We start from the raw sequence: 26,563 nt of genomic DNA on the forward strand, positions 1-26,563 counted from the left end.
ATCGATAACCTCCACCTCGTCTGCTGAAGATACATTTCCGTCCAATTTCTTCAGCTCTGGCGCTTTAATTGTTTTCCTTGTTTTAACGCGTTTTCTTTCCCTCCATTTCTACGCGGTTGCTTACTCAAAGACTATTAAGCAACTTATTAATTATATACTCTCAGTATATTCAAGTCAATTTTACGCCTTGGGGCTAGAGACATAAATATAGAAGAGACCTAAATTAGAGCCTCTTCTTCATACGTCTATCTCCCCATAGATAACGCAAAATATATTTTGTTATTACCAAGCTGCTATTGCTCCATCCGTACGAGATTCAGTACCACCTTGGAGAACTCCTGTTTCAGCGTTTCTCCAAATAATCTGACCACGTCCAAAACTACCACCATCCGTTGTTACTTGAATGGTATGCCCTTTCCTCACTAAACTTTGTACGAGATAGTTCGGGAACTCTGGTTCTACCTGAACCGTTTTTCCTTTCAACCAATGCCAGCGCGGCATGTCTAGTGTCGCTTGAGGATTTAATAAGAAATCTACTGTATTAGTAACTACTTGGAAATGGCCTTGTGGTTGCATATATCCCCCCATTACCCCAAACGGTCCTACCGCTTTTCCATCCTTGGATAAGAAACCCGGAATGATGGTATGGTACGTTCTTTTACCTGGTTTTAAGACATTCGGATGGGATTCATCTAAAGAAAAATCATGGCCTCTGTTCTGTAATGCTATACCTGTATCGGGAATGACAATACCAGAGCCGAACCCCATATAATTACTTTGGATATAAGATATCATATTTCCTTCTTCATCCGCTGCAGCTAAATATACTGTGCCACCTTTAGGTAAATCATATGGTTCAGGATTACTAGCCTCATCTTTAATAGTGATCGATCTTTTCTTAGCATATTCTTCGGATAATAAATACTCTACACTGATAGGCATTTCTTCTGGCTCCGTAATAAACGCTTGGCCATCCATAAATGCTACTTTCATCGCCTCGATTTGTTGATGAATGGTATCCGCACATTGCCACTTAGGCTTTTCAAGATTCTTATACACATTAAGTGCCATTAGCGCCACCATCCCTTGACCATTAGGAGGGATTTCCCATACATCATAGCCTCGATAATTTACAGAAATGGGCTCTACCCATTGAGGTTTGTAGGACAACAAATCACTTTTTGATAAGTATCCACCGTGTTTTTTCATGAACGTATCTATTTGATCCGCTATTTTTCCTTCATAAAAGTCTCTTGCATTTGATTCTCCAATTGTTCGAAGCGTTTTGGCATGACATGGAGAATTCCACATCTCGCCAACCTCTGGTACTTTTCCATTCGGAGCAAAAGTTTCAAACCAGGATGTAAATTCTTCCGACGTAAATGAAGTCTTAAACTTATGGTAAGCCAACTTCCAATACTTCCCTAGTATAGGTGTTAACGGATATCCTTCTTCTGCATAGCGAATAGCTGGAAGGAGTACCTCTTTAAGTGGTAACTTTCCAAATTTCTCTGACAATGCAGCCCACGCTGCTGGTACCCCGGGTACTGTAACTGGAATAACCCCGTGCATAGGCATTTTCTCATACCCTTTTGTTCTAAGTTCTTCTGCTGAAATAGACTGAGGCGCTGGACCCGATGCATTTAACCCATGAATCTTATCTTTTGTCCAAATTAATGCAAAGGCATCTCCCCCTATCCCATTCGAAGTAGGTTCTACAACTGTAAGTGCTGCTGCTGTTGCGATTGCTGCATCGATCGCATTTCCACCATTTCTTAAAATTTCTAATCCAGCTTGCGCTGCAAGTGGTTGTGATGTTGCAACCATCCCTTTCTTGGCAAAAACGGTATGCCTTTTAGCTGGAAATGGGTGATATAAATAATCCATGTTGACCCCCCTTTTATTTTTAACCCTAGCATTCTATATTTTTGTCGTGTAAAACAGTATATTTTTAATTATATTAAAAATATAGAATATTCATATAAATGTAAAGGGAACAGCATTAATTAGCTTCAATAACCAAGACAAAATTCTAAAATTCACCATAATAAAAGCACCTTCGATTAATGGAAGGTGCTTTGTCAATTTACTATTAGCCAAGCAGTTTTACGATTTCTCTATTAAAAGCAGGGAGGTCATCCGGTGTACGGCTTGTTACAAGCTGATTTTGGCAAACGAATACTTCTTCATCATGAAAATTTGCTCCTGCATTTTCTAGGTCCACTTGAATAGACTTATAACCAGTTGCATCTCGACCTTTTAATGTCTTAGCTGTAATCAGTAATTGGGGTCCATGACAGATTGCAAAAACCGGTTTCTTTGCATCCATAAATGATTTAGCAAATTGAACAAATCGATCATCGGCACGTAGAATGTCTGGTGAAAATCCTCCAGGTATAAATAATGCGTCAAAGTCTTCTGGCTTTACATCATCTATTCCATAGTCTACCTTCAAATTAGCTTCCCCATGTTTACCTGTCACTTCTTTTCCTGCTTCTTTTTCAATAATAAATACTTCATGTCCAGCATCGTTTAATGCTTGTGCAGGGCTTGTGTATTCCACGTCCTCAAACATATTTGTGATTAATGTTGCTACTTTAGCCATTTACTCACTCCTTATCTGTTTGTTCTTTCATACTATTCCACTTATCGAAGTAGAATAAACATAAAAAAGAGTGCAGAAACTTTGTTCAAATAGGCTCTGTTAAATTAGGCTGTTGTTTTTTAGAAGAATAAATTTTGTGACGAAAATCCGCGAGACTCCTGTGGAAAAACGGACTGCAAAGACCCCCAAGCGGGCATAGGTTCGCCACATCCATGTGGCAACGGATTCCTGACCAACAGCCTGTTGCCCTGAGGAGGCTTGACAGTTCGTCCGCGGCAAGCGAGAGGATTTTCGTCCATAACAGCATGATCATTTAACAAACCCTCCAAATAAAAAAATCCGGCAATATGCCGGATTTCCGTATTATTTATTCTGCTAAGCCCATTTCAGCATTTACTACTTCTACAATACGATTTACGTAGGTTTCGCAGTCTTCTGCAGACGCTGCTTCTACCATTACTCGTACAAGAGGTTCTGTGCCAGAAGGACGCACAAGTATGCGACCATTGCCAGCCATTTCGGATTCTACTTCATTTATAATAGCTGCTACTTTTTCATTTTCAGTAACTGCATGCTTATCAGTCACGCGTACATTTACTAGCTTTTGAGGATAAATTGTCATCTCAGATGCCAGCTCTGAAAGTTTTTTTCCTGTTACTTTCATGATATTCACGAGTTGTAAACCAGTTAATAAACCGTCGCCTGTTGTATTGTAGTCTAAGAATACGATATGTCCGGACTGTTCCCCACCTAGGTTATAGCCATTCTTTTTCATTTCTTCTACCACGTAACGATCTCCTACTGCCGTTTTCACACTTGTCATGTTATGTGCTTCTAATGCTTTATAAAAGCCCATATTACTCATGACAGTGGACACTACTGTATTTTTATTTAAACGACCGTTCGTATTTAAATATTTTGCACATATATACATAATTTGATCGCCATCTACAATTTGGCCTTTTTCATCTACTGCAATTAGACGATCACCATCTCCGTCAAAGGCAAGACCTACATCTGCTCCTTTTTCTAAAACGAATTTCGCTAAGCCTTCTGGATGTGTAGATCCAACGCCTTCATTAATATTCAAGCCATTTGGAGATGAACCCATTGTTGATAAATCAGCATCTAAATCAGCGAATACATGTGTTCCAAGGGAAGAAGTTGATCCATTTGCACAATCTAATGCAACATGAATTCCTATGAACTCTTCGTCAATTGTTTGCTTCAAATATTGAATGTATTTCTGTCCGCCTTCAAAGTAATCAGACACCGACCCTACACCTTCACCAGTAGGACGTGGAAGCTCATCCACTTCAGCATCAATTAATTGTTCTATTTCTAACTCCTGCTCATCTGAAAGCTTAAATCCATCAGCTCCGAAAAATTTAATTCCGTTATCTGCTACTGGATTATGAGAAGCTGAGATCATTACTCCTGCCTCTGCACTCATCACTCTTGTTAAATAAGCAACACCAGGTGTGCTAATAACACCTAAACGCATTACTTCTACTCCAACTGATAAAAGACCTGCAACAAGTGCTCCTTCTAGCATATGGCCTGATACGCGTGTATCACGGCCTATTAATACTTTTGCGCGTTCTTTAGCTTCTCTTGTTAAAATATAACCGCCAATACGACCTAATTTAAACGCAAGCTCTGGTGTTAACTCTGAATTTGCTACTCCTCTAACGCCATCTGTCCCAAAATATTTTCCCATTTAATCTTCTCTCCTTAACTACCTGTTATCCTGTGTATTAAGCTTCTTTTATCGTTAGTTTTGCCTCTGTTTCAGATGTTACCCATTCTACACCAGCTGGGCCATCAATTTGAATAGGGAGAGCTACTTCTCCAACTTCTGAATTTTGAGCATCTACGTATACTGAAAAATTGTCAGACTGGACATTTTCTAAAGCTTCGGGTGTCCCTTTTGCTACAACAGAGATAACTCCATCTACAGGCGTATTAAAATTACTTTGTAACTGCTCCGGCAGACCCTTTACAGCTATTGTCACTTGCTCAAATGATTTCTCTGTCACACCAGAAGTTACATCTTTTTCTTCTTCTTCTTCTCCCTGTTGTTCAGGTGGAGGAGGAGCCGGTATGACATCTCCTATAATTTTAATCTTATCTAACGATAATTTCGTTACACCTTCAGGAACTACTAACTTCACATCAAAACTACCCGCATCTTCTATTTTACTTACATCTACATCTACATTTAACTGCTCTATTTTATCTAACACTGGACGAGGTCCATACAAACGTACCGTTTCCACATTAGTTGATAAACCATTAATCGTTACACCTTCTTTAGGTGTACCTTGTTTTAAGAGGACTACTGGAACGTCTTTGCTATATTCTTCAACCTTCACTTTTACTTGGACAGTTTTCGGTTCGACCGATACATCTAATTTATTTAAATCAGCATCAAGAACTCGAACGTTTGCATCTTGTTCAAAGGACTTACTGATCCCTTGATCTCCCACAATCGTAGCTTTTACATAGTCTATGCTTTCAATGATACTCTTTGCTCCTGTAATCGTTACTTTTTTAGGTTCAACGTCATAGGATTTTACCACGTAATTCTCTGCTAATAAGCCCTCATTCATATCTATCTCTACATTAAACTCTTCCGAAATACGTTCTTCTATGACTACATCTACATAGAGCGGATCCGTACGTACCTTTAGCTTTTCAGAAAAATTCTCATTGGATACAGCAACCCGATGTTTCCCAATGGATAAATCCCTAAGATCTACAAACACTTTATAGTCTTTCATCACCTTTGAAGACAAGACAAGTGGTGAAGGTCCTTCTATATTTACATTTACAGTCTCGGGTACACCTGTTACGACTAAACTATCATCATCATAATATACTTCCACTGGCACATCACGAAGAACATCTACTGTTGTGCCACTTGTATTCATGTTATCTTTTTCCATTTCAGATTTTACAGAAACAAACAGCAATATGGCTAAAGTAAGTGCAATTATTCGCAAAAACCATGGATTATCCATCATTTTATCCATTTTGTTTCCCCCTCCACAACCATTTAGAAGAAGTTACTTGTTCCTCCGTTGGTCCAAACCAAAGACGTTTTAAGTGAACCTTAAATTCTTCCATGGATAAATTTCGATGGAGGTCCCCATTAGATGTTAAGCTGACTGCTCCGGTTTCTTCCGATACGACAATTGTAATAGCGTCTGTCACTTCGCTTAAACCTATTGCAGCCCGATGCCTCGTTCCTAGCTCCTTGGAGATAAAGGGACTTTCAGATAATGGTAAATAACATCCTGCCGAAGTAATATTATTTTTTTGAACAATTACTGCACCATCATGTAGTGGTGTATTTGGAATAAAAATGTTAATCATTAATTCCGAAGTAAGGTGTGCATTTAATTGTATTCCTGTTTCAATATATTCTGTTAAACCGGTTTCTCTTTCAATAGAGATTAGTGCTCCAATTCTGCGTTTCGCCATATAGCTGACGGATTTAGTCATGGCCTCTATTAAACGGCTTTGCTCTTCTTCTACTTGCATCGAGCTTCTCGAGAATAGTTTACCCCTACCTATTTGTTCCAGTGCTCTTCTAATTTCAGGTTGGAAAATAATAATGATTGCTAAAAATCCAAAATTAATAACTTGCTCTAACATCCAACCAAGCGTATTTAAGCCTAAAAAGTCAGTCACGACACGAGCAATGACAATGACAAATATCCCTTTTAATAATTGAACAGCTTTTGTTCCTTTAATAAGGGTTATAATTTTATAAATAACAAACCAGACAAATAGAACATCCAAAATGTTTACAATAACGTTTACTGGCATTAAGTCTGAAAATTGCTCCATAAACGACATGTGGCATCCCCCACTTTTCATCACGAATCCATATACAGTAAGTATAACACAGTTACGGAATTCTCTACCTTTTGGGACGAAAAAAGTCTATCCAAAGTTCCGGATAGACTTCTTCTTATTTCGATTCTTCCTTATCGAAAAATGACATGACCTCTTTAGCGCCATCTTTTATCTGGAACCAAAGCCAGTCAAATACTTTGTTAATCTCTTCCGTTTTTCCCGTAATAACAGCTGTAGAAGCCATATACTTTGATCCGTTAATGATCGTTAAATTTCCATCTAATTCTCCGTCAATCCTAACATTTCCATTTTTCACAACAAGATCACCTTTTACGACTTGTCCTTCGGGAACAATAACTGTTTCACCCTCGACGATGACGTTTGCTTGCTTGGTAAAAGAAAATTGCTGCTCATCATTAAAATTGGTAAAAAGCGCACTACTCATAAACAAGAAGAATAATGCTGCTGCAGTAAGAACTGGATGATGACGCAACCATCTGCTAACACCAGCGTGGGACTTTTCTTTCGGAAGTCTCGCCATTACTGAATGAGTGAAGGCATTTGGTGCCTCTATATGAGCTGCTCCTTTGATAAAAGCAACTACATCGCTTAGCTCATGCATATGTTTCTGACAATCCACGCATGATTGCAAATGAGATTTAAGTTCCAGCTCATGTTCACGGCTAATTTCGCCATCTAAATATTCATGCATAAAGTGAACAATTCGTTCTGGACACGCATTCATCGTGATTCCCTCCTATTAAAAATTCGGTTGTTTGCTTAATTGTTTTCTAAGCGCTTCTCGACCTCTATGAATTCTTGTTTTTACTGTTCCAAGTGGTAATTCTAATATCTCACTTATTTCTTGTAAAGATAATTCCTCCATATATTTCAGTACGATGGCCGATCTATATTTATCAGGAAGTCGACTTATCTCATATTGAATTCGATCCTGCAATTCGAGCTTCATCAGTTCTTCTTCAGGAAGTTCTTCTGCAGCAGCTATTTGTGAGTACATATCTAGACCCTCAGTACCCTTTACCTCTGCGTCTAAATAAAGATCAGGCTTTTTTTTACGAATACGGTCGATGCATAAATTCGTCGCGATTCTGTACAGCCAAGTTGAGAATTTTCTTTTCTGATCAAACGTGTGTATGTTTATAAAGGCTCGCACAAATGCTTCCTGCGATATATCTTCTGCCTCATGACGATTTCCTAGCATGCGATAACACACTTGAAATAGTCTATGTTGATACAGGTCGACAATCTCCGCGAATGCGTCTTTATCGCCTTTTAACACTTGTTTTATTCGTTTGTTCACTAACGCATCCATCGTGATTTCCCCTCCGCTCCATGCGGCTGTCTTTACCTATACGGATAAAGGCTTCAACAGGTTTCATTTTTTATGTATTCATTATTTCAATTTTATCAAAAATTTGGAACTCTGTGTTGATAATAAAAAAAAGAAAAAGCAGACAAGTGTCTGCTTCTAGATTAAAAACAAAATTTATATTCAAAAGTAAGTGGCTTTAAACTAAACTTTCCCCAAACAAAGAGCCCATAAGAGCAACTGCAACATCTGCTGTTTTATTTTTTTCATCTAATATTGGGTTTACTTCTACAAATTCAGCAGATGTAATGAGATTGGACGAGTACAGCATTTCCATTGCTAAATGACTTTCGCGATAGCTGATGCCTCCTGGGACAGGAGTGCCGACACCTGGTGTATAAAGTGGGTCTATTCCATCCAAGTCTAAAGAAAGATGTACACCATCTACTTCGCGTTCTTGAAAATACGCAATCGTTTGGTTCATCACTTCTGTCATCCCAAGCTTATCGATTTCATGCATGGAAAAGACTTTGATGCCTTTTTCTTTAATTAATTCTCGCTCTCCTGGATCCACAGAACGCGCACCAATGATTACGATATTTTCTGGTTTAACTTTTGGAGAATAATTACGAATGTTTACTAAATCTTCATGACCTAATCCGATACTTATTGCAAGCGGCATCCCATGTATATTTCCTGATGGAGAAGTTTCCGCAGTATTTAAATCCGCATGTGCATCATACCAAATAACACCAAGGTTCTTGAAGCGATCCGCAAGACCAGCAAGTGTCCCAATAGCAATACTATGATCGCCACCAAGTACTAGTGGGAATTGCCCTTCTACTAAAACTTCGTGCACTTTATTTGCTAATGCAGCATTCCCCTCAATAACTTCTTCTAAGTTACGTAAATGGGTATTAGGAGATTGTTCTTTTCTAGTATGACTTATCGGAATATCGCCTTCATCTTTCACAGAATGACCAAGATCTTTTAGACGTTCGACTACCCCTGCATAACGGATGGCGCTTGGCCCCATATCAACGCCACGTCTATTTTGTCCAAGGTCCATTGGTACTCCAATAATAGATAGATTTAACTTATTCATTATTATTACCCCTTTCAGTTCATACATCTATTGTAATCCCCAATAGGTAGTTGGCTCAACCTCACAATATTATGAGTATTTATTCATTAATTGAACAAGTTGACCTTTTACTTCGGACCATTCGCTATCTACAACGGAATAAACGACCGCATTTCTCATATTACCATTAGATCGTATTCGTTCATTACGAAGTATCCCTTCTTTTATACCACCTATTCGTTCTATTGCTCGTTGTGAAGCTATATTTTGCTCATCTGTTTTAAATTGGACACGAAACATTCCTAACGTCTCAAAGCAATATTTCAAAAGCAAGTATTTGCATACCGTATTCACATGCGTGCGCTGAAATTTTTTTGCGTAAAAAGTGGAGCCTATTTCACAAGCATGATTTGTATGATCTATTCCGTAAATACGAGTAGTACCCATTATTTCTTTTGTATTTGTGTCTTCCACCACAAATGCAAACGCAGTTTTATCGATTCTCATTTGCTTAATACCAACTTGCAGCCATTTCTCAAGTTGCTCTAGATTTTCAATTTTATTCAACATAAATTCAAAAATTTCAGGTTCATAAAGTTCCCATAAGAACGGAAAATCCATTTGTGTTAATGGTCGAAGGGTTACGTCCCCATAGATAATTTTTTCTCCCAAAACTCAACACCTCGCATTTTTTATTTCATCATAACGATAAGTAGGTACTATTGAAAAGAAATTTTTTTTTGAGAAACAAGGAATACTCCGTTAGAAGGCAAGAAAAAACCCTTTCCAAGTACTAAGGAAAGGGTTACTTTAATATAAAATTATGGAGCCTAGCGGGATCGAACCGCTGACCTCCTGCGTGCAAGGCAGGCGCTCTCCCAGCTGAGCTAAGGCCCCTAAATCATAAAAGCTTTGTAAGGTCATGGCTGGGGTACCTGGATTCGAACCAGGGCATGACGGAATCAAAATCCGTTGCCTTACCGCTTGGCTATACCCCAATAAACTGGTGGAGGGGGACGGATTCGAACCGCCGAACCCTAAGGAGCGGATTTACAGTCCGCCGCGTTTAGCCACTTCGCTACCCCTCCAAAGCTAAGTATAAAAATAATATGGTGGAGGATGACGGGCTCGAACCGCCGACCCTCTGCTTGTAAGGCAGATGCTCTCCCAGCTGAGCTAATCCTCCTGGGTTTTATTAATTGTCCAATAAGAAAAACCGGACAATAATGATAATAACATACTTTTCCCTTAAGGACAAGTACTTTAAAACACTTTTTTACTTTTTTTAAGAAAGCTTCCAACCGGATTTGAACCGGTGACCTCTTCCTTACCATGGAAGCACTCTACCTACTGAGCTATGGAAGCAAAAAAAATGGCTCCGAAGGTAGGACTCGAACCTACGACCAATCGATTAACAGTCGATTGCTCTACCACTGAGCTACTTCGGAACGTATTATCTAATTAAAGTACAAATATAATTATAGCAAGTCCACTATAAATTTCAAGCTAATTTTTATATTTTTTTCCTAATTTATAGTGTGAAATTAATTAAAGTGAAAAAGAAGGATAAACTGGTCCGTTGAAGGGATGACTATGAACTCTTTTTTGAATAAAACCTATTGAAATAGTACCCCTTAAGGAAATATTTTTTAAAAATAAGTAGCTTTTCTTACCGTAAATGTATGAACAAGACTATATCCTGAGATGAAGCGAGACCAAATGACGCATAACTAAGACCAATCCAACCAAATAAAAAAACATCAAAAAAAGCCGCGATCGATTTCCTGGTAACGACTTCTTAGTGCCCAGCGACGTCCTACTCTTGCAGGGGGAAACCCCAAACTACCATTGGCGCTGAAGAGCTTAACTTCTGTGTTCAGGCTGCGAAAGCAGATGGACGGTAGATTTATTCATCTTCCGTAGTCATTCGGTTCTCACGTAGGCTATACGCTCGGAGACTCTCTTCTTGCTTCTTCGAACTTTTTGCCTCTCCACTTTCTCGCACACTTCTCTATAAATAAAGTACATGTTGCCTTCGGTCTTCTTTTTCGAATACAAAAAAAGCCGCGACCGATTACTCGGTAACGACTTCTTGATGCCCAGCGACGTCCTACTCTTGCAGGGGGAAACCCCCAACTACCATCGGCGCTGAAGAGCTTAACTTCCGTGTTCGGTATGGGAACGGGTGTGACCTCTTCGCCATCATCACTAGACCTTGAGTTGTTCACTCAAAACTGGATAAAAGACATTGAATTCTTCAAATTCTATTTTGGTTAAGTCCTCGATCGATTAGTATTCGTCAGCTGCACGTGTCGCCACGCTTCCACCCCGAACCTATCTACCTCATCGTCTTTGAGGGATCTTACTTACTTGCGTAATGGGAAATCTCATCTTGAGGGGGGCTTCGTGCTTAGATGCTTTCAGCACTTATCCCGTCCACACATAGCTACCCAGCGATGCTCTTGGCAGAACAACTGGTACACCAGCGGTGTGTCCATCCCGGTCCTCTCGTACTAAGGACAGCTCCTCTCAAATTTCCTACGCCCACGACGGATAGGGACCGAACTGTCTCACGACGTTCTGAACCCAGCTCGCGTACCGCTTTAATGGGCGAACAGCCCAACCCTTGGGACCGACTACAGCCCCAGGATGCGATGAGCCGACATCGAGGTGCCAAACCTCCCCGTCGATGTGGACTCTTGGGGGAGATAAGCCTGTTATCCCCGGGGTAGCTTTTATCCGTTGAGCGATGGCCCTTCCATGCGGAACCACCGGATCACTAAGCCCGTCTTTCGACCCTGCTCGACTTGTAGGTCTCGCAGTCAAGCTCCCTTCTGCCTTTACACTCTTCGAATGATTTCCAACCATTCTGAGGGAACCTTTGGGCGCCTCCGTTACACTTTAGGAGGCGACCGCCCCAGTCAAACTACCCGCCTGACACTGTCTCCTACCCGGGTTACGGGTATGGGTTAGAATTTCAATACAACCAGGGCAGTATCCCACCGACGCCTCCTCCGAAGCTGGCGCTCCGGGCTCTAAGGCTCCTGCCTATCCTGTACAAGTTGCACCAAAATTCAATATCAAGCTATAGTAAAGCTCCACGGGGTCTTTCCGTCCTGTCGCGGGTAACCTGCATCTTCACAGGTACTATAATTTCACCGAGTCTCTCGTTGAGACAGTGCCCAGATCGTTACGCCTTTCGTGCGGGTCGGAACTTACCCGACAAGGAATTTCGCTACCTTAGGACCGTTATAGTTACGGCCGCCGTTTACTGGGGCTTCAATTCGCACCTTCGCTTGCGCTAAGCACTCCTCTTAACCTTCCAGCACCGGGCAGGCGTCAGCCCCTATACTTCACCTTACGGTTTTGCAGAGACCTGTGTTTTTGCTAAACAGTCGCCTGGGCCTATTCACTGCGGCTCTTCTAGGCTATTCACCCAAAAGAGCACCCCTTCTCCCGAAGTTACGGGGTCATTTTGCCGAGTTCCTTAACGAGAGTTCTCTCGCTCACCTTAGGATTCTCTCCTCGACTACCTGTGTCGGTTTGCGGTACGGGCACCTATCACCTCGCTAGAGGCTTTTCTTGGCAGTGTGAAATCAGGAACTTCGGACTAAGTCCTCGCCATCACAGCTCAATGTTATAGAATGCGGATTTTCCTACATTCACACCTTACTGCTTGGACGTGCATAACCAACAGCACGCTTACCCTATCCTTCTGCGTCCCCCCATTACTCAAACGGTGGTTTGGTGGTACAGGAATATCAACCTGTTGTCCATCGTCTACGCCTATCGGCCTCGACTTAGGTCCCGACTAACCCTGAGCGGACGAGCCTTCCTCAGGAAACCTTAGTCATACGGTGGACGGGATTCTCACCCGTCTTTCGCTACTCATACCGGCATTCTCACTTCTAAGCGCTCCACCAGTCCTTCCGGTCTGACTTCAACGCCCTTAGAACGCTCTCCTACCACTGATACCAAAGGTATCAATCCACAGCTTCGGTGATTTGTTTAGCCCCGATACATTTTCGGCGCAGCGTCACTCGACCAGTGAGCTATTACGCACTCTTTAAATGATGGCTGCTTCTAAGCCAACATCCTGGTTGTCTAAGCAACGCCACATCCTTTTCCACTTAACAAATACTTTGGGACCTTAGCTGGTGGTCTGGGCTGTTTCCCTCTTGACTACGGATCTTATCACTCGCAGTCTGACTCCCAAACATAAATCATTGGCATTCGGAGTTTGTCTGAATTCGGTAACCCGGGATGGGCCCCTAGTCCAAACAGTGCTCTACCTCCAAGATTCTTAACGTTTGAGGCTAGCCCTAAAGCTATTTCGGAGAGAACCAGCTATCTCCAGGTTCGATTGGAATTTCTCCGCTACCCACACCTCATCCCCGCACTTTTCAACGTGCGTGGGTTCGGACCTCCAGTAAGTGTTACCTTACCTTCATCCTGGACATGGGTAGATCACCTGGTTTCGGGTCTACGACCACATACTCATTCGCCCTATTCAGACTCGCTTTCGCTGCGGCTCCGTCTTCTCAACTTAACCTTGCATGTAATCGTAACTCGCCGGTTCATTCTACAAAAGGCACGCTATCACCCATTAACGGGCTCTAACTACTTGTAGGCACACGGTTTCAGGATCTATTTCACTCCCCTTCCGGGGTGCTTTTCACCTTTCCCTCACGGTACTGGTTCACTATCGGTCACTAGGTAGTATTTAGCCTTGGGAGATGGTCCTCCCAGATTCCGACGGAATTTCACGTGTTCCGCCGTACTCAGGATACACTCAAGAGAGAATGAACTTTTGACTACGGGGCTTTTACCCTATCCTGCGGACCTTTCCAGATCGCTTCGTCTAGCTCATTCCTTTGTAACTCTATGTAGAGTGTCCTACAACCCCAAGAGGCAAGCCTCTTGGTTTGGGCTATTCCCGTTTCGCTCGCCGCTACTCAGGGAATCGATTTTTCTTTCTCTTCCTCCAGGTACTTAGATGTTTCAGTTCCCTGGGTGTGCCACAGATACGCTATGTATTCACGTAAATGTACTGCTCCATTACGAACAGTGGGTTTCCCCATTCGGAAATCTCCGGATCAAAGCTCACTTACAGCTCCCCGAAGCATATCGGTGTTAGTGCCGTCCTTCTTCGGCTCCTAGTGCCAAGGCATTCACCGTGCGCCCTTATTAACTTAACCTAATATGGCTTCCAATTACTTGGAGTCCATTCAAAATTAGTAGTTAAAAGTACTACACAACATATAATCACCGAAGTGATTATAAATTGAATTTCTTGAATTTGTTTCTTTCAATGTCGTTTTATCCAGTTTTCAAAGAACAAGTTTTCAAATGCTCATAAAAATGAACATTCAAAACTGAACTGCAAAACGTTAAGATACAGATAAAAATCTGTATTCCGTAATATATCCTTAGAAAGGAGGTGATCCAGCCGCACCTTCCGATACGGCTACCTTGTTACGACTTCACCCCAATCATCTGTCCCACCTTCGGCGGCTGGCTCCCGTAAGGGTTACCCCACCGACTTCGGGTGTTACAAACTCTCGTGGTGTGACGGGCGGTGTGTACAAGGCCCGGGAACGTATTCACCGTGGCATGCTGATCCACGATTACTAGCGATTCCGGCTTCATGTAGGCGAGTTGCAGCCTACAATCCGAACTGAGAACGGTTTTATGGGATTAGCTCACCCTCGCGGGGTTGCGACCCTCTGTACCGTCCATTGTAGCACGTGTGTAGCCCAGGTCATAAGGGGCATGATGATTTGACGTCATCCCCACCTTCCTCCGGTTTATCACCGGCAGTCACCTTAGAGTGCCCAACTAAATGCTGGCAACTAAGATCAAGGGTTGCGCTCGTTGCGGGACTTAACCCAACATCTCACGACACGAGCTGACGACAACCATGCACCACCTGTCACCGCTGTCCCCGAAGGGAAAGATCTATCTCTAGAACGGTCAGCGGGATGTCAAGACCTGGTAAGGTTCTTCGCGTTGCTTCGAATTAAACCACATGCTCCACCGCTTGTGCGGGCCCCCGTCAATTCCTTTGAGTTTCAGTCTTGCGACCGTACTCCCCAGGCGGAGTGCTTAATGCGTTAGCTGCAGCACTAAGGGGCGGAAACCCCCTAACACTTAGCACTCATCGTTTACGGCGTGGACTACCAGGGTATCTAATCCTGTTTGCTCCCCACGCTTTCGCGCCTCAGCGTCAGTTACAGACCAGAAAGCCGCCTTCGCCACTGGTGTTCCTCCAAATCTCTACGCATTTCACCGCTACACTTGGAATTCCGCTTTCCTCTTCTGTACTCAAGTCCCCCAGTTTCCAATGACCTTCCACGGTTGAGCCGTGGGATTTCACATCAGACTTAAAGGACCGCCTGCGCGCGCTTTACGCCCAATAATTCCGGACAACGCTTGCCACCTACGTATTACCGCGGCTGCTGGCACGTAGTTAGCCGTGGCTTTCTAATAAGGTACCGTCAAGGTACGAGCAGTTACTCTCGTACTTGTTCTTCCCTTACAACAGAGTTTTACGATCCGAAAACCTTCTTCACTCACGCGGCATTGCTCCATCAGACTTTCGTCCATTGTGGAAGATTCCCTACTGCTGCCTCCCGTAGGAGTCTGGGCCGTGTCTCAGTCCCAGTGTGGCCGATCACCCTCTCAGGTCGGCTACGCATCGTCGCCTTGGTAGGCCGTTACCCTACCAACTAGCTAATGCGCCGCGGGCCCATCCTGTAGTGACAGCCGAAACCGTCTTTTAACATTTCCACATGTGAGGAAATGGATTATTTGGTATTAGCCCCGGTTTCCCGGAGTTATCCCAATCTACAGGGCAGGTTGCCCACGTGTTACTCACCCGTCCGCCGCTAAATCAGAAGAAGCAAGCTTCTTCGTCATTCGCTCGACTTGCATGTATTAGGCATGCCGCCAGCGTTCGTCCTGAGCCAGGATCAAACTCTCCATAATAGAGAACTTAAAAAGCTCATTTTTTTTGCTGGCATCATCATTAAATGATGTCAAAAATTGTTGCTATCAAACTAACCGAAGTTAGTCTTTCAAGCTATATGTCTTAACGTTTTGCATGTTCAGTTTTCAATGTTCATGTTGTTGATGTTGCCGCTTTGTTTTGGCGACCTTTGTATCTTAACATCGTTTTAACATGAATGTCAACACTAAATCATAAAATAAATTAAAACGATTGGAAAAGGTGTGTGTTCAGTTGAATAAGAAGTTGTTGTTAGTAGGGCCATTAATGCTTTTATTTGTTCTTCTGTTGTTTATTATTCCAAGTAATTACTCTTCTATACTTCCTGTTTTTCAGGTTACAGAAAAACCAAGTGTTATTTCAAAAGGGACATATGGGAACACAGCTACGATTGATTTGACCTTTGGTAAAGAAGAAATAGAGACACTCTTAAACAGTTTAGAAGCTCCTTATCCACAGTTTTTCATGAGTATAGAATGGATTGAACGATCTGAAACCATTTTAGAACTTATGAAAGAAAAGCATATGCCGATTGGACTTTTAGGCCAAGAAGGTTCTAACTATATAGAGAATCCTGTTTTATTCAAAAAAGAGATCGAGCGATTTGAGCGTGCTATTGGGGAAAAGCCACTTTGGTTTCGAACAAAAGATTATGAATTTCCAATGGAGCTCCAACAGAGTGCTTGGCAAGAGGAAGTGAATTTACTTGGCTCAAGTAAGTATTGGGGAAAAGGGAACCTAGTATTAGAAAAAGGAGATATTCTCTCAGTTCCAATGCATCAAGAGGAAAAAGTAGAAATAGACCAACTCACAAAATTTCTGAAATCACAACCATTTATTACGATTGAACAAAATTTATTTGCACTAAATATGAAAAAGAAGTCATATCCTGAATAAGAAAAAACTGCTCCGACATTTAGTCAGGGCAGTTTTCTTTTATTTTGTTTTTACAGCGGCTGCTTCTCTTCTTGCTTTTCTGCGAGCTTCTAGCTTTGAACGGTCTTCATCCGATTTTGCATTATATTTTGGCAAAGCTAATAATTGGAATGCATTTACTGCAAGAATCGGGAATAGTAATAATGTTACCCAGCTATCTACATTGTCAGCTCTTACCATAAGTACAGGTAACCATTCAAGTGTCGAAACAACAACCATAAAGAATAAAGCAGATATAAGAGCATGTTTTTTTGTCATATTGGCTTTTACTATCGCAACCACTACTGAGGTGATGATTAAAACCGCAAGTAAAATTACGTATAGCCATATTTGCTCTGTTGTTTCCGCATTAGGTCTAAATCGAAACATAATTAAATCAAAAATCACGAATGCAATAATTAGTAACTGAACCCAATTCCATAGGGTGAGAGTTCTAAAAATATTAACACCCATTTGATGAATGGTTAAATAAGCAAAGTAACCCATTTGTGCAATTACACTTACTGTAAAGCCCATTACTACCATAAACGCGAGAGCAGCAAAAAACTCACTCCATTGTCCTGCTTCATAATATTTCGCGAAGGCGTCATCCCAACGTATAAATAAACCTAAAACACCTGTTATTAAGCCACCAATTAGCATGGCATTCATAAAGAATTTAAACCAATTTCGTATAGTCACAGCAAGATTTCCTCCATCTTCTCTATTTCCTCTTTAAATTGTAACAACCATTTCACCAAAAATCTATTTCTTCGTAGATGCTATACATATTTCTGTAACAGATGTGAACAATAATCGAAAGGATGGTGATATAAATGAAATATTTCGCCCTTATTTTATTGAGTCTTGGGCTTCTTGCTGGTTGTAGCGGCACTCCTTCTACTCCTCCTTCCTATGAGGAGAATAAAAAAATGATGATTGACGCTTTGCAATCAGAGGATGGAAAAAAGGCAATCCAAAAACTCTTAGAAGATCCCAAATTTAAAGAGTTGTTAGTCATTGATAGCGAGCAAGTGAAGAAATCTGTTGAGAAAACAATGTTGTCCAAAGAAGCAGAAGATTTTTGGAAGGAAATTTACCAAGACCCTAAATTTACAGAGACAATGGCAAAAAGTATGATGAAACAACAAGAAGAGTTGATGAAATCTTTAATGAAGGACCCAACTTACTTAAAAGATTTAGAAAGCTTTTTTGGTTCAGCCGATATGAAAAAGGAATTAGAAAAAATTCTTAAATCCACCGATATGCGAAAAGAAATGGAAAAAGTGGTAGAAGAAACAATTAAAAGCCCTTTATTGCAAACAAAGTGGCAGAAATTGATTGAAGAAGCTGGCTCACAAAGCGGAGGTGGATCTTCTTCTGGTGGTGATTCCTCAAAGGATAAACAAGGTGATTCAGCAAAATAAGGCCGCTCCATTTCTGGAAACGGCCTTTTTCTTATGCTTTTTCAATAACTTTCTGAGCAATTTCTAAATAAATTTTTCCTATTTCATGCGTCTCTGCATATACAGAAGGTGCAAAGTCAATATCATTCCAATCTGGTTGACCTAATGGAAGTTGTCCAATTAATTCTGTGCGCAGTTCGTCCGCAAGTTTTGGTCCGCCACCTTTACCGAAGACGAATTCTCGTTCTCCTGTAGACTTAGCCTCATACCACGACATATTTTCTATAACCCCAAGAATTTCATGGTCTGTTTGTAGAGCCATTGCCCCTGCTCTAGCAGCAACGAAAGCCGCTGTCGGATGTGGTGTTGTTACAACAATTTCTTTAGATGCCGGTAACATTTGGTGAATATCTAATGCAACATCACCTGTACCGGGAGGAAGATCTAATAGTAAAAAGTCTAATTCGCCCCATTCTACGTCTTTAAAGAATTGGTCTAATACCTTTCCAAGCATTGGTCCACGCCATACGACTGGTGTATTATTTTCCACAAAGAATCCCATCGAAATAACCTTTACTCCTTTTCGTTCTACAGGAATAATTCGATCTTCTTTAATTTGTGGTGTATCTTTTACCCCCATCATATCTGGCACACTAAAGCCATAAATATCTGCGTCTACTAAACCAACTTTTTTTCCTAAACGCGCAAGTGCTACAGCTAAATTTACAGATACTGTTGATTTACCAACTCCACCTTTACCAGATGCAATAGAGATAATTTTCACTTTGCTATTTGGAGAAAGAATACTTTCATTGTCACTTTCTTTTGCTTGACCTCGGAATTGTTCCAATACCTCTTTTGAAAGTTCTTCAAAACGAATACCAACTGTAGCAGCTCCAGCGTTTTTTAACACTTCCACTACTTTTCCTTGCAATTGCATTTGTTCCGCAGAGTTAATCTTAGCGATAGCTAATTTCACACTAACATGATTTTTTTCTTCTTTTATCGATACTTCTGAAATTCCGTTTGTTTCATCTAGAGTTCTATGTAAAAATGGATCATTTAATTCCCCAAGTAACGTACGAACTTGTTGCTCATTAATCATTTGTAGACACTCCCTTTTTAGATAAACTATTCGCATTATAGTATACCATACACGAGTGTCTACAATCCTAATCATTGGCTCAGTACATATTATCTTCTACGAAACGGCGTACACCTTCTGCAATTGCATCAACCATTTGATTTTGGTATTTGTCTGATTTTAACAGTTCTCTTTCTTCATTATTACTTAAGAACCCTGTTTCTACTAATACTGCCGGTGCCTTTGCCTTTTTCAGAATATAGACCTGTTTAATCGATAGAGCTTCTCTTTCCGTGTTACCTATATTTTTTCGGATGGAACCTTGAATGGATTTAGCTAATAGCTCTCCGCCCTCGTGTCCTTGTGCGTGATAAAATACTTGCGCACCTCTCCATCTCTCTTCAGGAACGGCATTTACATGTAAACTTAAAACAATATCTGCTTCCGAGTTATTCATAATTTCTTCACGAAGAAGCAAGTCCGCACGCTTCCTAGCACGTGTAGTTGGGAAATCTTCATCAGGAGTGTGCTCGGATAACGCATCTCCTTCTTTTGTGCGAGTCATCACAACTGTTGCTCCTTGCGCTTTTAGTTGTTTCTGTAATTTGAGAGACATGGCTAGTGTAATATCTCGTTCAACTGTTTCTCCATGGCTTGCACCACCATCAATCCCACCATGTCCTGGATCAATGACAATTTTAACTCCACTTAATGGATCAGGTAGGAAAAAACCAACATCACTTGCTCTAGTTCCGTATACAACTGCAAGTAAGGAAATCAAAAACAATACGCTGATAGTTAGCCACTTTTTCAGGTTCATCGCTCCTTTTTCACTCATTATACGTATGAGGGACAAAGAGTATGATTATAATTGTTTCTGTATTTTGGAGCTAAAATAAAAGGATGGAATAGCAAGTAACGTGATAAATCCTATGATTGTAAAGACAAGTACTCCGCTATCCAAGCTGTCTAAAAGAACCCCGCCTAAAATTGGCCCAGCTATCCCTCCGATAGACTTCACCCCCGATAGAGCAAAATACGTTCCTTTTTCATGATCAGCACACATTCCATCCAGATGGATATCCACCATCGTGAAGACTAATACTTCTCCAGTAGTAAAAATGATCATAGAAATAATTAAGATAAAAATGTGCTCACTCAGCCCAAAGAAAAACAAACCTACGGATAATAACCCACTGCCAATCATCAAGGAAGTCGTTGTACTTATTGTTTCTCCAAGCTTATAAACGAAATATTGAATGACTAATACGGTAATGGCATTTGTTGTGATGAGCCACGCAAAATATTGAATCGCCAGCTCGTGATGAAATGTTTTTCCTAAGTACTGACTAAATGTAGAATCAAATTGACTGTAACCAAAGCTAATGAAGATCAGTGCTAACACAAATATTCCAAATGCATAATCTTTCTTGAATACATGGAACGATTGAAAGATGGAAGACTTATTTGGATTCGGAGCTACTTGTTTAATTGGATATTTTTTAAAAATAATTGCAAAGGTAAGGATATTAATAAAGAAAATAAACCCAACTGCAAAAAATAGCTTCTCCATCCCGAATTGTTGGAAGTACACAGATGTAAGTGGAGCAATTGCAGCCGAAATGTTAATTAAAAAATATCGGATGTTGAATATTAATCGTCTGTTTTCTGGTTCCGTGTATAGACTTAAGAGCACTCTATATGTAGGCTCAACAATTGCTTGACTGGCCCCAAGTATCGCAGCGAACACTATGAACCCAGCATACTGATCAATAAAAGGGAAATACAAATAACATCCCAAATAACCAATTAATCCAGTGATAATCACTTTATTCTTTGGAAACTTATCAATATATGGCCCCACAAAGAAACTCATTATTAAATTGGATAACGCTAGCGTCGAAATAATCGTTCCTATTTGAACACCTGAGTAATGAAATTCATTTAGTAAAAACAGCGTCAAGTATGGTAACACCAAAAAAGTTCCAAATCGTGCAATAAAAATACTAACTAAAATCGTAGAAGTCACGACATTAAATTTACTTTTCATATAGTACCTCGTTTCCCCGTAAAATTCCTTATATAGTCATATAAGAATCAAAACTTCCTCATTTTTTTGTATTTCATAAATATTTAATATACACCTCTCCCAAACCGGGCACAATCCTTTTTTAACCAATATTACTCACTCGAATACTCACTTAACTCCTCACCCGGCAGTTTCCCATCACTCACTCTTCTGAGTACAAAAAAAGCACTCCTCGAGAAGTCTCGAGAAGTGCTTTGAACTGATAATATAAAATTAACGTTTTGAGAACTGAGGTGCACGACGAGCGCCTTTAAGTCCTGGTTTTTTACGTTCTTTCATACGTGGGTCACGTGTTAAGAATCCTGCAGATTTTAAAGCTGGACGGAAATCAGGGTCTACTGTAAGTAGTGCACGTGCAATACCGTGACGGATTGCTCCTGCTTGACCTGTAAATCCACCACCGTTAACGTTTACGTGTACATCGTAGCTACCTAAAGTTTGAGTAGTTACTAATGGTTGTTTAATAATTTCACGTAAAGTTTCGTATGGTACGTAATCTTCTACGTCACGTTTGTTGATAACGATATTTCCTTCGCCTGGTACTAAACGTACGCGTGCTACTGAACTTTTACGGCGACCAGTGCCGATATATTGAACTTGTGCCAAGTGTATGTCCTCCTCTTAATAATAATTATCCGCGAAGCTCGTATGCTTCTGGTTTTTGTGCTGCATGTGGATGCTCTGCTCCAGCGTAAACGTTAAGTTTAGTAAACATTTGACGTCCTAAAGAGTTTTTAGGAAGCATTCCTTTGATTGCTAATTCAAGCATTTTAGTTGGGTACTTAGTACGCATTTCTAAAGCTGTACGTTGTTTAAGTCCACCAGCAAATTGAGTGTGACGGTAGTAAATTTTGTCATTTAACTTGTTCCCAGTTAAATGAATTTTTTCAGCGTTGATGATGATAACGTGATCACCTGTGTCAACGTTTGGTGTAAATGTTGGTTTGTTTTTTCCACGTAAAATAGCTGCTACTTCAGAAGCAAGGCGACCAAGAGTTTGGCCTTCTGCGTCTACTACTAACCATTTACGTTCTACTTCGTGACCTTTAGCCATGAATGTTGTACGCATGTATTTTGTCCTCCTAATTCAATCATAATCGATCTAAAATTTTCTATATCCTCATACCAATAAGTTTCGGGGCTTATATTGTGGGGTTAATGAAAATACCATACATCATCATAACCCGGATATACGATATAGTCAAGCATTTTCCCAAAAACACCAGGTGAAGTTGCTTCATTGTAAATACTCTACTTTTTCTAAGTACAAACCGTGTGCTGGCGCGGTTTTACCGGCATATTTACGGTTGCAAAATTGCAAGATTTTAGGCAAGTCGCTCACATTTTTTTTTTGAATTCCAACTTCCCATAAAGTACCTGCAATAATTCGAACCATGTTATATAAAAATCCATTCCCGCTAATCACCATATGAAGCTGATTGGACTCTTTTTTCACTTCAAAAGTTATCGAATGAACCGTTCTCACAAAATCTTTTACATTCGTTTTAGCCGCACAAAAACTCGAAAAATCATGTGTGCCAATTAAGTGCGCAGAAGCTTCTTGCATTAATTCTATATCCGGTTTATACCGATCGACATGCACACTATAATTACGTTCAAACGGGCTATGCACTTCATTTAAAGACCAAATATACCGATATGTCTTGCCAGTGGCGTTGTACCTCGCATGAAAGTCACCCTGTACTTGTTCTACCGATAAAATGCGAATATCTCTTGGTAACTGAACATTTAATGCTGTTTGCCAGCGATCCATCGCCAGCATAAATGGGCTATCAAAATGGATTACTTGTCCTGTTGCATGCACACCTGCGTCAGTTCTTCCACTCGCCACAACCTTTACAATGGTGCCTTTATGAATAGTCTGCAACACGCGTTCTATCTCCAATTGAACGGTTCGTTTTTCTGGCTGTACTTGATAACCAGAAAACTGACTACCATCATAACTGATAATCGCTCGTAGTCGCACACTCACACCTCCATTTACTTTCTAAAGTATATAAGTACTGCAGCCAATACAACAAGCAAGAGAATGCTTATAGTGTCTCTACGCGCCCACTCTAGCTTACGATATCTTGTTCTACCTTCGCCACCTTTATAACCTCGTACTTCCATTGCTGTTGCTAAATCTTCTGCCCGTTTAAATGCACTTACAAACAAAGGAATGAGAAGAGGGACAATGGCATTCATTCTCTCCTTCATACTACCTGTCGTCATATCGGAGCCTCTTGCCATTTGTGCTTTCATAATTTTATCCGTTTCATCCATTAAAGTTGGAATAAATCGTAGCGAAATCGACATCATCAGCGCTAGTTCATGTACTGGAAGCTTCCATTTCTTTAATGGGTTTAATAATATTTCTAATGCATCGGTAATCGAAATAGGTGTAGTAGTGAGTGTTAAAATAGATGTTAAAATAACTAGGACAAAAAAGCGAATGGAAATGAATATCCCTTGGCGCAATCCTTCTTCATATATCTTAATAAACTTCCACTCAAAAATAATCGGTCCTTCTCTCGTAAATATCAAATGCAATAAGAACGTAAAAACGATTAATATTACGACCGGCTTCAACCCATTAATTAAAAAATAAAGTCTGATTTTAGAGAGTCGAATAATGAGGAAAGTGAATACAAGTAATATCCCATATGTAATCCAGTCGTTTGCAATGAAAACAATTGCGATAAATAAAAACACAAAAATTAGTTTTGCTCGTGCATCCAATCTATGAATAAATGAATCTCCAGGGATAAATCGTCCAAATATCATTTTTTCTAACATTATTCGTCACGCTCCTTTTTAATAAGGTGCGCTAGTTCTTTTGCTAAAGTCTCTTCAGTTAAACAAATCGAAGGTAACTTCCTCCCCATCATTTGTTCTACCTTCTTTTGAAACTTTATACATTGAGGGAGTTCTAATTGATAATCCAGAAGTCGATCTTCATCTGAGAAGATTTCTTGCGGTGTCCCTTCTAAAACACATTTCCCTTTATGCATAATGGCAATTCGATCGGCATATCTTGATGCATCTTCCATGCTGTGTGTAACAAGTACCGTCGTTAATCCCTTTTCTTTATGCAGTCGGTAAAACAGATCCATTATTTCTTTTCGTCCTCTTGGATCCAGTCCAGCAGTCGGTTCGTCTAGTACCAGTACTTCGGGATTCATTGCAAGAACACCTGCAATGGCTACTCGTCTCATTTGTCCCCCTGATAAGTCAAAAGGCGATTTTTCCAATACTTCTTCAGGTAGCCCTAGTAATCCTACTAATTCAATTGCACGACGTTTTGCTTCTTCCTCTCCTACACCAAAATTCATAGGTCCAAACATAATATCCTTTAAAACGGTCTCATCAAATAATTGATGCTCTGGGAATTGAAAAACGATCCCTACCTTTTGCCTTACTTCACGTAACATTTTACTTTTTTTATCTGCTTTTACTTCTACTTGTCCAATTTTAATAGTGCCTTCAGTTGGTTTTAGTAGCGCATTTAGATGTTGTAAAACGGTCGATTTTCCTGAACCGGTATGTCCAATAATCGCTTGATATGATCCGGATGGAATGTTTAAATCGACATTAAATAAAGCTCTTTTTTCAAACGGAGTATTTTTCGCATAAGCATAGCTTACTTGTTGAAGTGTGATGTCCATAAATCATTCACCAGTTCTTCTTCTGACATATGGTCTGCAACGATAGCAGTCCCTTGCTCTCTTAATAATCTTGACATATTCATTGCAAAAGGTAGATCTAGCCCAAGGTCAACTAACTCTTGTCCCCGTTGAAATATTTCTTGAGGTGTACCTTCTGCATATTTTTCACCTTGATTCATCATGATAACTCGATCTGCAAGCAGCGCCTCTTCTAAATCATGCGTAATCGATATAACAGTCAAATCCGTTTCTACTCTTAGTTGATGAACTGTAGAAAGCACCTCTTCTCTGCCTTGTGGATCTAGCATAGAGGTAGCTTCATCCAATAATAATATTCTGGGTTGTAGAGCAATTGCTCCTGCAATAGCAACACGCTGTTTTTGCCCGCCGGACAAATGATGTGGTTCACTATTCATAAAATCGCTCATTTTCACTTTTTTTAAAGACTGTTGTACTCGTTCTACCATTTCCTCAAATGGGATTCCGTTATTTTCCAATGCGAATGCTACATCATCTTGCACAGTAGCTCCAACAAATTGGTTATCTGGATTTTGAAACACCATGCCCATTTTCGAGCGTATTTCCCATAAATTCTGTTCTGTTAGTGCTTCTCCAAAAATTTGTACCTTTCCCGTCTGAGGAAATAGAAGACCATTCATTAAACGTGCAAGAGTCGATTTTCCTGAACCATTATGACCGACAATCGCAACCCATTCACCTTCGTAAACTGTATACGACACATTGTTTACAGCTGGACGTACATTTGTATCTTCTTCCGTATATGTAAAAGTAACTTCTTGTAAAGAAATAATCTCGCGTTTCATCCTTTACCTCCTCTAACTCATCTCTGCTTAACTAAGTATTACACTATTTTACGATAAATTAAAAAAGCGCGCACCTCATTTTGAGAAATGCGCTCTTCTATAACTTATTTCTAGACTGGTTGCTCAAGACCAATCTGAAAAATGAGGTGCGTAGAGCTAGACGAGACGCAACTAAAAGTCCGCTCATCATAACACTCTGCTTTTATAATGTCGTATAAATCTGTTTGAAAAAAGAAGAGGGTGGTAGAAACACCAATCTCCCTCTTCAACTTGTATTGATTAAACTAACTCAATTACTACAACTGGTGCTCCGTCTCCGCGACGAGGTCCAACTTTCATAATACGAGTATAACCGCCTTGGCGATCAGCATAGCGTGGTGCTACATCATCAAACAATTTTTGTAATGCAAAAATTGTTGATTCATTACCTTCTTCATCAGTAGAAGTTACTACTTCACGACGAATGTAAGCAGCAGCTTGACGACGTGCGTGCAAATCTCCGCGTTTACCTAAAGTGATCATTTTTTCAACAACAGAACGTAATTCTTTTGCACGTGCTTCAGTAGTTTGAATACGCTCATTGATAATTAGGTCCGTTGTTAAGTCACGTAACATCGCTTTACGTTGAGAACTTGTACGTCCAAGTTTTCTGTAACCCATGGATGTTTCCCTCCTTTGGTGAATAGTT

Annotated in this window: 22 protein-coding genes, 6 tRNA genes and 3 rRNA genes; 2 read left to right on the top strand and 29 right to left on the bottom strand. The window is 40.4% G+C overall.

The window, feature by feature from the left end:
- Positions 1 to 282 precede the first annotated feature (282 nt).
- From MHH81_RS19310 to MHH81_RS19395, 18 genes are all read right to left on the bottom strand, one after another.
- On the bottom strand, positions 283 to 1,887 hold the full coding sequence (locus MHH81_RS19310) for a gamma-glutamyltransferase family protein (RefSeq protein WP_340924523.1): 1,605 nt from the start codon (positions 1,885 to 1,887) through the stop codon (positions 283 to 285).
- Positions 1,888 to 2,092: 205 nt separating this feature from the next.
- Positions 2,093 to 2,605: a type 1 glutamine amidotransferase domain-containing protein gene (locus tag MHH81_RS19315; RefSeq protein WP_340924526.1), complete on the bottom strand. Its 513-nt coding sequence runs from the start codon at positions 2,603 to 2,605 to the stop codon at positions 2,093 to 2,095.
- A gap of 367 nt (positions 2,606 to 2,972) precedes the next feature.
- Positions 2,973 to 4,325, bottom strand: coding sequence for a phosphoglucosamine mutase (glmM, locus tag MHH81_RS19320; RefSeq protein ID WP_340924529.1), 1,353 nt, complete (start codon positions 4,323 to 4,325; stop codon positions 2,973 to 2,975).
- A 37-nt stretch (positions 4,326 to 4,362) separates the two neighbouring features.
- Positions 4,363 to 5,640 carry a CdaR family protein gene (locus tag MHH81_RS19325; RefSeq protein WP_340924531.1) on the bottom strand — a complete coding sequence of 426 codons (1,278 nt, stop codon included), beginning with the start codon at positions 5,638 to 5,640 and terminating at the stop codon, positions 4,363 to 4,365.
- Positions 5,633 to 6,469 carry a diadenylate cyclase CdaA gene (cdaA, locus tag MHH81_RS19330; RefSeq protein ID WP_340924533.1) on the bottom strand — a complete coding sequence of 279 codons (837 nt, stop codon included), beginning with the start codon at positions 6,467 to 6,469 and terminating at the stop codon, positions 5,633 to 5,635. Before cdaA ends, MHH81_RS19325 begins: the two co-directional genes overlap by 8 nt.
- Positions 6,470 to 6,584: 115 nt before the next feature.
- Positions 6,585 to 7,214 carry a zf-HC2 domain-containing protein gene (locus MHH81_RS19335; RefSeq protein ID WP_340924535.1) on the bottom strand — a complete coding sequence of 210 codons (630 nt, stop codon included), beginning with the start codon at positions 7,212 to 7,214 and terminating at the stop codon, positions 6,585 to 6,587.
- Between the two features lie 15 nt (positions 7,215 to 7,229).
- Positions 7,230 to 7,802, bottom strand: coding sequence for an RNA polymerase sigma factor SigW (gene sigW / locus MHH81_RS19340; RefSeq protein ID WP_340924537.1), 573 nt, complete (start codon positions 7,800 to 7,802; stop codon positions 7,230 to 7,232).
- A gap of 196 nt (positions 7,803 to 7,998) precedes the next feature.
- The gene (gene rocF / locus MHH81_RS19345; protein ID WP_340924540.1) at positions 7,999 to 8,904 is read right to left on the bottom strand and encodes an arginase; all 906 of its coding nucleotides are present in this window, start codon (positions 8,902 to 8,904) and stop codon (positions 7,999 to 8,001) included.
- Positions 8,905 to 8,973: 69 nt separating this feature from the next.
- Positions 8,974 to 9,555 carry a GNAT family N-acetyltransferase gene (locus MHH81_RS19350; RefSeq protein WP_340924542.1) on the bottom strand — a complete coding sequence of 194 codons (582 nt, stop codon included), beginning with the start codon at positions 9,553 to 9,555 and terminating at the stop codon, positions 8,974 to 8,976.
- A 152-nt stretch (positions 9,556 to 9,707) separates the two neighbouring features.
- Positions 9,708 to 9,780 (bottom strand) — tRNA-Ala (locus tag MHH81_RS19355).
- 26 nt (positions 9,781 to 9,806) lie between these two features.
- Positions 9,807 to 9,881: transfer RNA gene (locus MHH81_RS19360), tRNA-Gln, on the bottom strand.
- A 6-nt stretch (positions 9,882 to 9,887) separates the two neighbouring features.
- Positions 9,888 to 9,971: transfer RNA gene (locus MHH81_RS19365), tRNA-Tyr, on the bottom strand.
- Positions 9,972 to 9,993: 22 nt separating this feature from the next.
- A tRNA-Val gene (locus MHH81_RS19370) sits at positions 9,994 to 10,069 on the bottom strand.
- A 106-nt stretch (positions 10,070 to 10,175) separates the two neighbouring features.
- Positions 10,176 to 10,248: transfer RNA gene (locus tag MHH81_RS19375), tRNA-Thr, on the bottom strand.
- 8 nt (positions 10,249 to 10,256) lie between these two features.
- Positions 10,257 to 10,331, bottom strand: a tRNA-Asn gene (locus tag MHH81_RS19380).
- Between the two features lie 649 nt (positions 10,332 to 10,980).
- Positions 10,981 to 11,096: ribosomal RNA gene (gene rrf, locus MHH81_RS19385) — 5S ribosomal RNA — on the bottom strand.
- Positions 11,097 to 11,152: 56 nt separating this feature from the next.
- A 23S ribosomal RNA gene (locus tag MHH81_RS19390) occupies positions 11,153 to 14,081 on the bottom strand.
- A gap of 235 nt (positions 14,082 to 14,316) precedes the next feature.
- Positions 14,317 to 15,870 (bottom strand): 16S ribosomal RNA (locus MHH81_RS19395).
- Together the 16S, 23S and 5S rRNA genes form the textbook arrangement of a ribosomal RNA operon.
- 253 nt (positions 15,871 to 16,123) lie before the next feature.
- Between MHH81_RS19395 and MHH81_RS19400 the strand changes: the two genes are divergently transcribed.
- Positions 16,124 to 16,786: a hypothetical protein gene (locus tag MHH81_RS19400; RefSeq protein ID WP_340924545.1), complete on the top strand. Its 663-nt coding sequence runs from the start codon at positions 16,124 to 16,126 to the stop codon at positions 16,784 to 16,786.
- Positions 16,787 to 16,825: 39 nt separating this feature from the next.
- On the opposite strand, the gene MHH81_RS19405 is transcribed toward MHH81_RS19400, so the two are convergent.
- Positions 16,826 to 17,506 (bottom strand): KinB-signaling pathway activation protein, encoded by a 681-nt coding sequence (locus MHH81_RS19405; RefSeq protein ID WP_340924547.1) that lies wholly within the window; start codon positions 17,504 to 17,506, stop codon positions 16,826 to 16,828.
- A 134-nt stretch (positions 17,507 to 17,640) separates the two neighbouring features.
- On the opposite strand from MHH81_RS19405, the gene gerD reads away from it, so the two are divergent.
- A complete protein-coding gene (gerD, locus tag MHH81_RS19410) occupies positions 17,641 to 18,231 on the top strand; it encodes a spore germination lipoprotein GerD (protein ID WP_340924549.1) in 591 nt (196 codons plus the stop codon).
- A 31-nt stretch (positions 18,232 to 18,262) separates the two neighbouring features.
- Here the strand turns inward: gerD and MHH81_RS19415 are convergent, their stop codons facing one another.
- The 10 genes from MHH81_RS19415 to rplQ form a co-directional block, all read right to left on the bottom strand.
- Positions 18,263 to 19,315, bottom strand: a complete 1,053-nt coding sequence (locus tag MHH81_RS19415) for an Mrp/NBP35 family ATP-binding protein (RefSeq protein ID WP_340924552.1) — start codon at positions 19,313 to 19,315, stop codon at positions 18,263 to 18,265.
- Positions 19,316 to 19,394: 79 nt separating this feature from the next.
- On the bottom strand, positions 19,395 to 20,108 hold the full coding sequence (locus MHH81_RS19420) for an N-acetylmuramoyl-L-alanine amidase (protein WP_340925354.1): 714 nt from the start codon (positions 20,106 to 20,108) through the stop codon (positions 19,395 to 19,397).
- A 51-nt stretch (positions 20,109 to 20,159) separates the two neighbouring features.
- Positions 20,160 to 21,344 carry an MFS transporter gene (locus tag MHH81_RS19425; protein ID WP_340924554.1) on the bottom strand — a complete coding sequence of 395 codons (1,185 nt, stop codon included), beginning with the start codon at positions 21,342 to 21,344 and terminating at the stop codon, positions 20,160 to 20,162.
- Positions 21,345 to 21,596: 252 nt separating this feature from the next.
- Complete coding sequence (gene rpsI, locus MHH81_RS19430; protein WP_093537835.1) at positions 21,597 to 21,989, bottom strand: 30S ribosomal protein S9; 393 nt, start codon at positions 21,987 to 21,989, stop codon at positions 21,597 to 21,599.
- Positions 21,990 to 22,014: 25 nt separating this feature from the next.
- Complete coding sequence (gene rplM, locus MHH81_RS19435; protein WP_340924556.1) at positions 22,015 to 22,452, bottom strand: 50S ribosomal protein L13; 438 nt, start codon at positions 22,450 to 22,452, stop codon at positions 22,015 to 22,017.
- Positions 22,453 to 22,620: 168 nt separating this feature from the next.
- Positions 22,621 to 23,370, bottom strand: a complete 750-nt coding sequence (gene truA / locus MHH81_RS19440; RefSeq protein ID WP_445678112.1) for a tRNA pseudouridine(38-40) synthase TruA — start codon at positions 23,368 to 23,370, stop codon at positions 22,621 to 22,623.
- Positions 23,371 to 23,384: 14 nt separating this feature from the next.
- Complete coding sequence (locus tag MHH81_RS19445; RefSeq protein WP_340924562.1) at positions 23,385 to 24,182, bottom strand: energy-coupling factor transporter transmembrane component T family protein; 798 nt, start codon at positions 24,180 to 24,182, stop codon at positions 23,385 to 23,387.
- Complete coding sequence (locus MHH81_RS19450) at positions 24,182 to 25,051, bottom strand: energy-coupling factor ABC transporter ATP-binding protein (protein WP_340924565.1); 870 nt, start codon at positions 25,049 to 25,051, stop codon at positions 24,182 to 24,184. Before MHH81_RS19450 ends, MHH81_RS19445 begins: the two co-directional genes overlap by 1 nt.
- Complete coding sequence (locus tag MHH81_RS19455; RefSeq protein ID WP_340924568.1) at positions 25,027 to 25,875, bottom strand: energy-coupling factor ABC transporter ATP-binding protein; 849 nt, start codon at positions 25,873 to 25,875, stop codon at positions 25,027 to 25,029. The genes MHH81_RS19450 and MHH81_RS19455 overlap by 25 nt, the downstream gene beginning before the upstream one ends.
- 279 nt (positions 25,876 to 26,154) lie before the next feature.
- Positions 26,155 to 26,535 (bottom strand): 50S ribosomal protein L17, encoded by a 381-nt coding sequence (rplQ, locus tag MHH81_RS19460; protein ID WP_340924571.1) that lies wholly within the window; start codon positions 26,533 to 26,535, stop codon positions 26,155 to 26,157.
- Between the last annotated feature and the right edge of the window lie 28 nt (positions 26,536 to 26,563).

Origin of the sequence: Psychrobacillus sp. FSL H8-0484 (genome assembly GCF_038005325.1) — a bacterium.
Classification (GTDB): Bacteria; Bacillota; Bacilli; order Bacillales_A; family Planococcaceae; genus Psychrobacillus.

Bases quoted from the DNA above. Each gene is read 5' to 3' on its own strand.
- MHH81_RS19310 (WP_340924523.1), bottom strand. From the start codon at position 1,887: ATGGATTATTTATATCACCCATTTCCAGCTAAAAGGCATACCGTTTTT.
- MHH81_RS19315 (WP_340924526.1), bottom strand. From the start codon at position 2,605: ATGGCTAAAGTAGCAACATTAATCACAAATATGTTTGAGGACGTGGAA.
- glmM (WP_340924529.1), bottom strand. From the start codon at position 4,325: ATGGGAAAATATTTTGGGACAGATGGCGTTAGAGGAGTAGCAAATTCA.
- MHH81_RS19325 (WP_340924531.1), bottom strand. From the start codon at position 5,640: ATGGATAAAATGATGGATAATCCATGGTTTTTGCGAATAATTGCACTT.
- cdaA (WP_340924533.1), bottom strand. From the start codon at position 6,469: ATGTCGTTTATGGAGCAATTTTCAGACTTAATGCCAGTAAACGTTATT.
- MHH81_RS19335 (WP_340924535.1), bottom strand. From the start codon at position 7,214: ATGAATGCGTGTCCAGAACGAATTGTTCACTTTATGCATGAATATTTA.
- sigW (WP_340924537.1), bottom strand. From the start codon at position 7,802: ATGGATGCGTTAGTGAACAAACGAATAAAACAAGTGTTAAAAGGCGAT.
- rocF (WP_340924540.1), bottom strand. From the start codon at position 8,904: ATGAATAAGTTAAATCTATCTATTATTGGAGTACCAATGGACCTTGGA.
- gerD (WP_340924549.1), top strand. From the start codon at position 17,641: ATGAAATATTTCGCCCTTATTTTATTGAGTCTTGGGCTTCTTGCTGGT.
- MHH81_RS19415 (WP_340924552.1), bottom strand. From the start codon at position 19,315: ATGATTAATGAGCAACAAGTTCGTACGTTACTTGGGGAATTAAATGAT.
- MHH81_RS19425 (WP_340924554.1), bottom strand. From the start codon at position 21,344: ATGAAAAGTAAATTTAATGTCGTGACTTCTACGATTTTAGTTAGTATT.
- rplM (WP_340924556.1), bottom strand. From the start codon at position 22,452: ATGCGTACAACATTCATGGCTAAAGGTCACGAAGTAGAACGTAAATGG.
- MHH81_RS19445 (WP_340924562.1), bottom strand. From the start codon at position 24,182: ATGTTAGAAAAAATGATATTTGGACGATTTATCCCTGGAGATTCATTT.
- MHH81_RS19450 (WP_340924565.1), bottom strand. From the start codon at position 25,051: ATGGACATCACACTTCAACAAGTAAGCTATGCTTATGCGAAAAATACT.
- MHH81_RS19455 (WP_340924568.1), bottom strand. From the start codon at position 25,875: ATGAAACGCGAGATTATTTCTTTACAAGAAGTTACTTTTACATATACG.
- rplQ (WP_340924571.1), bottom strand. From the start codon at position 26,535: ATGGGTTACAGAAAACTTGGACGTACAAGTTCTCAACGTAAAGCGATG.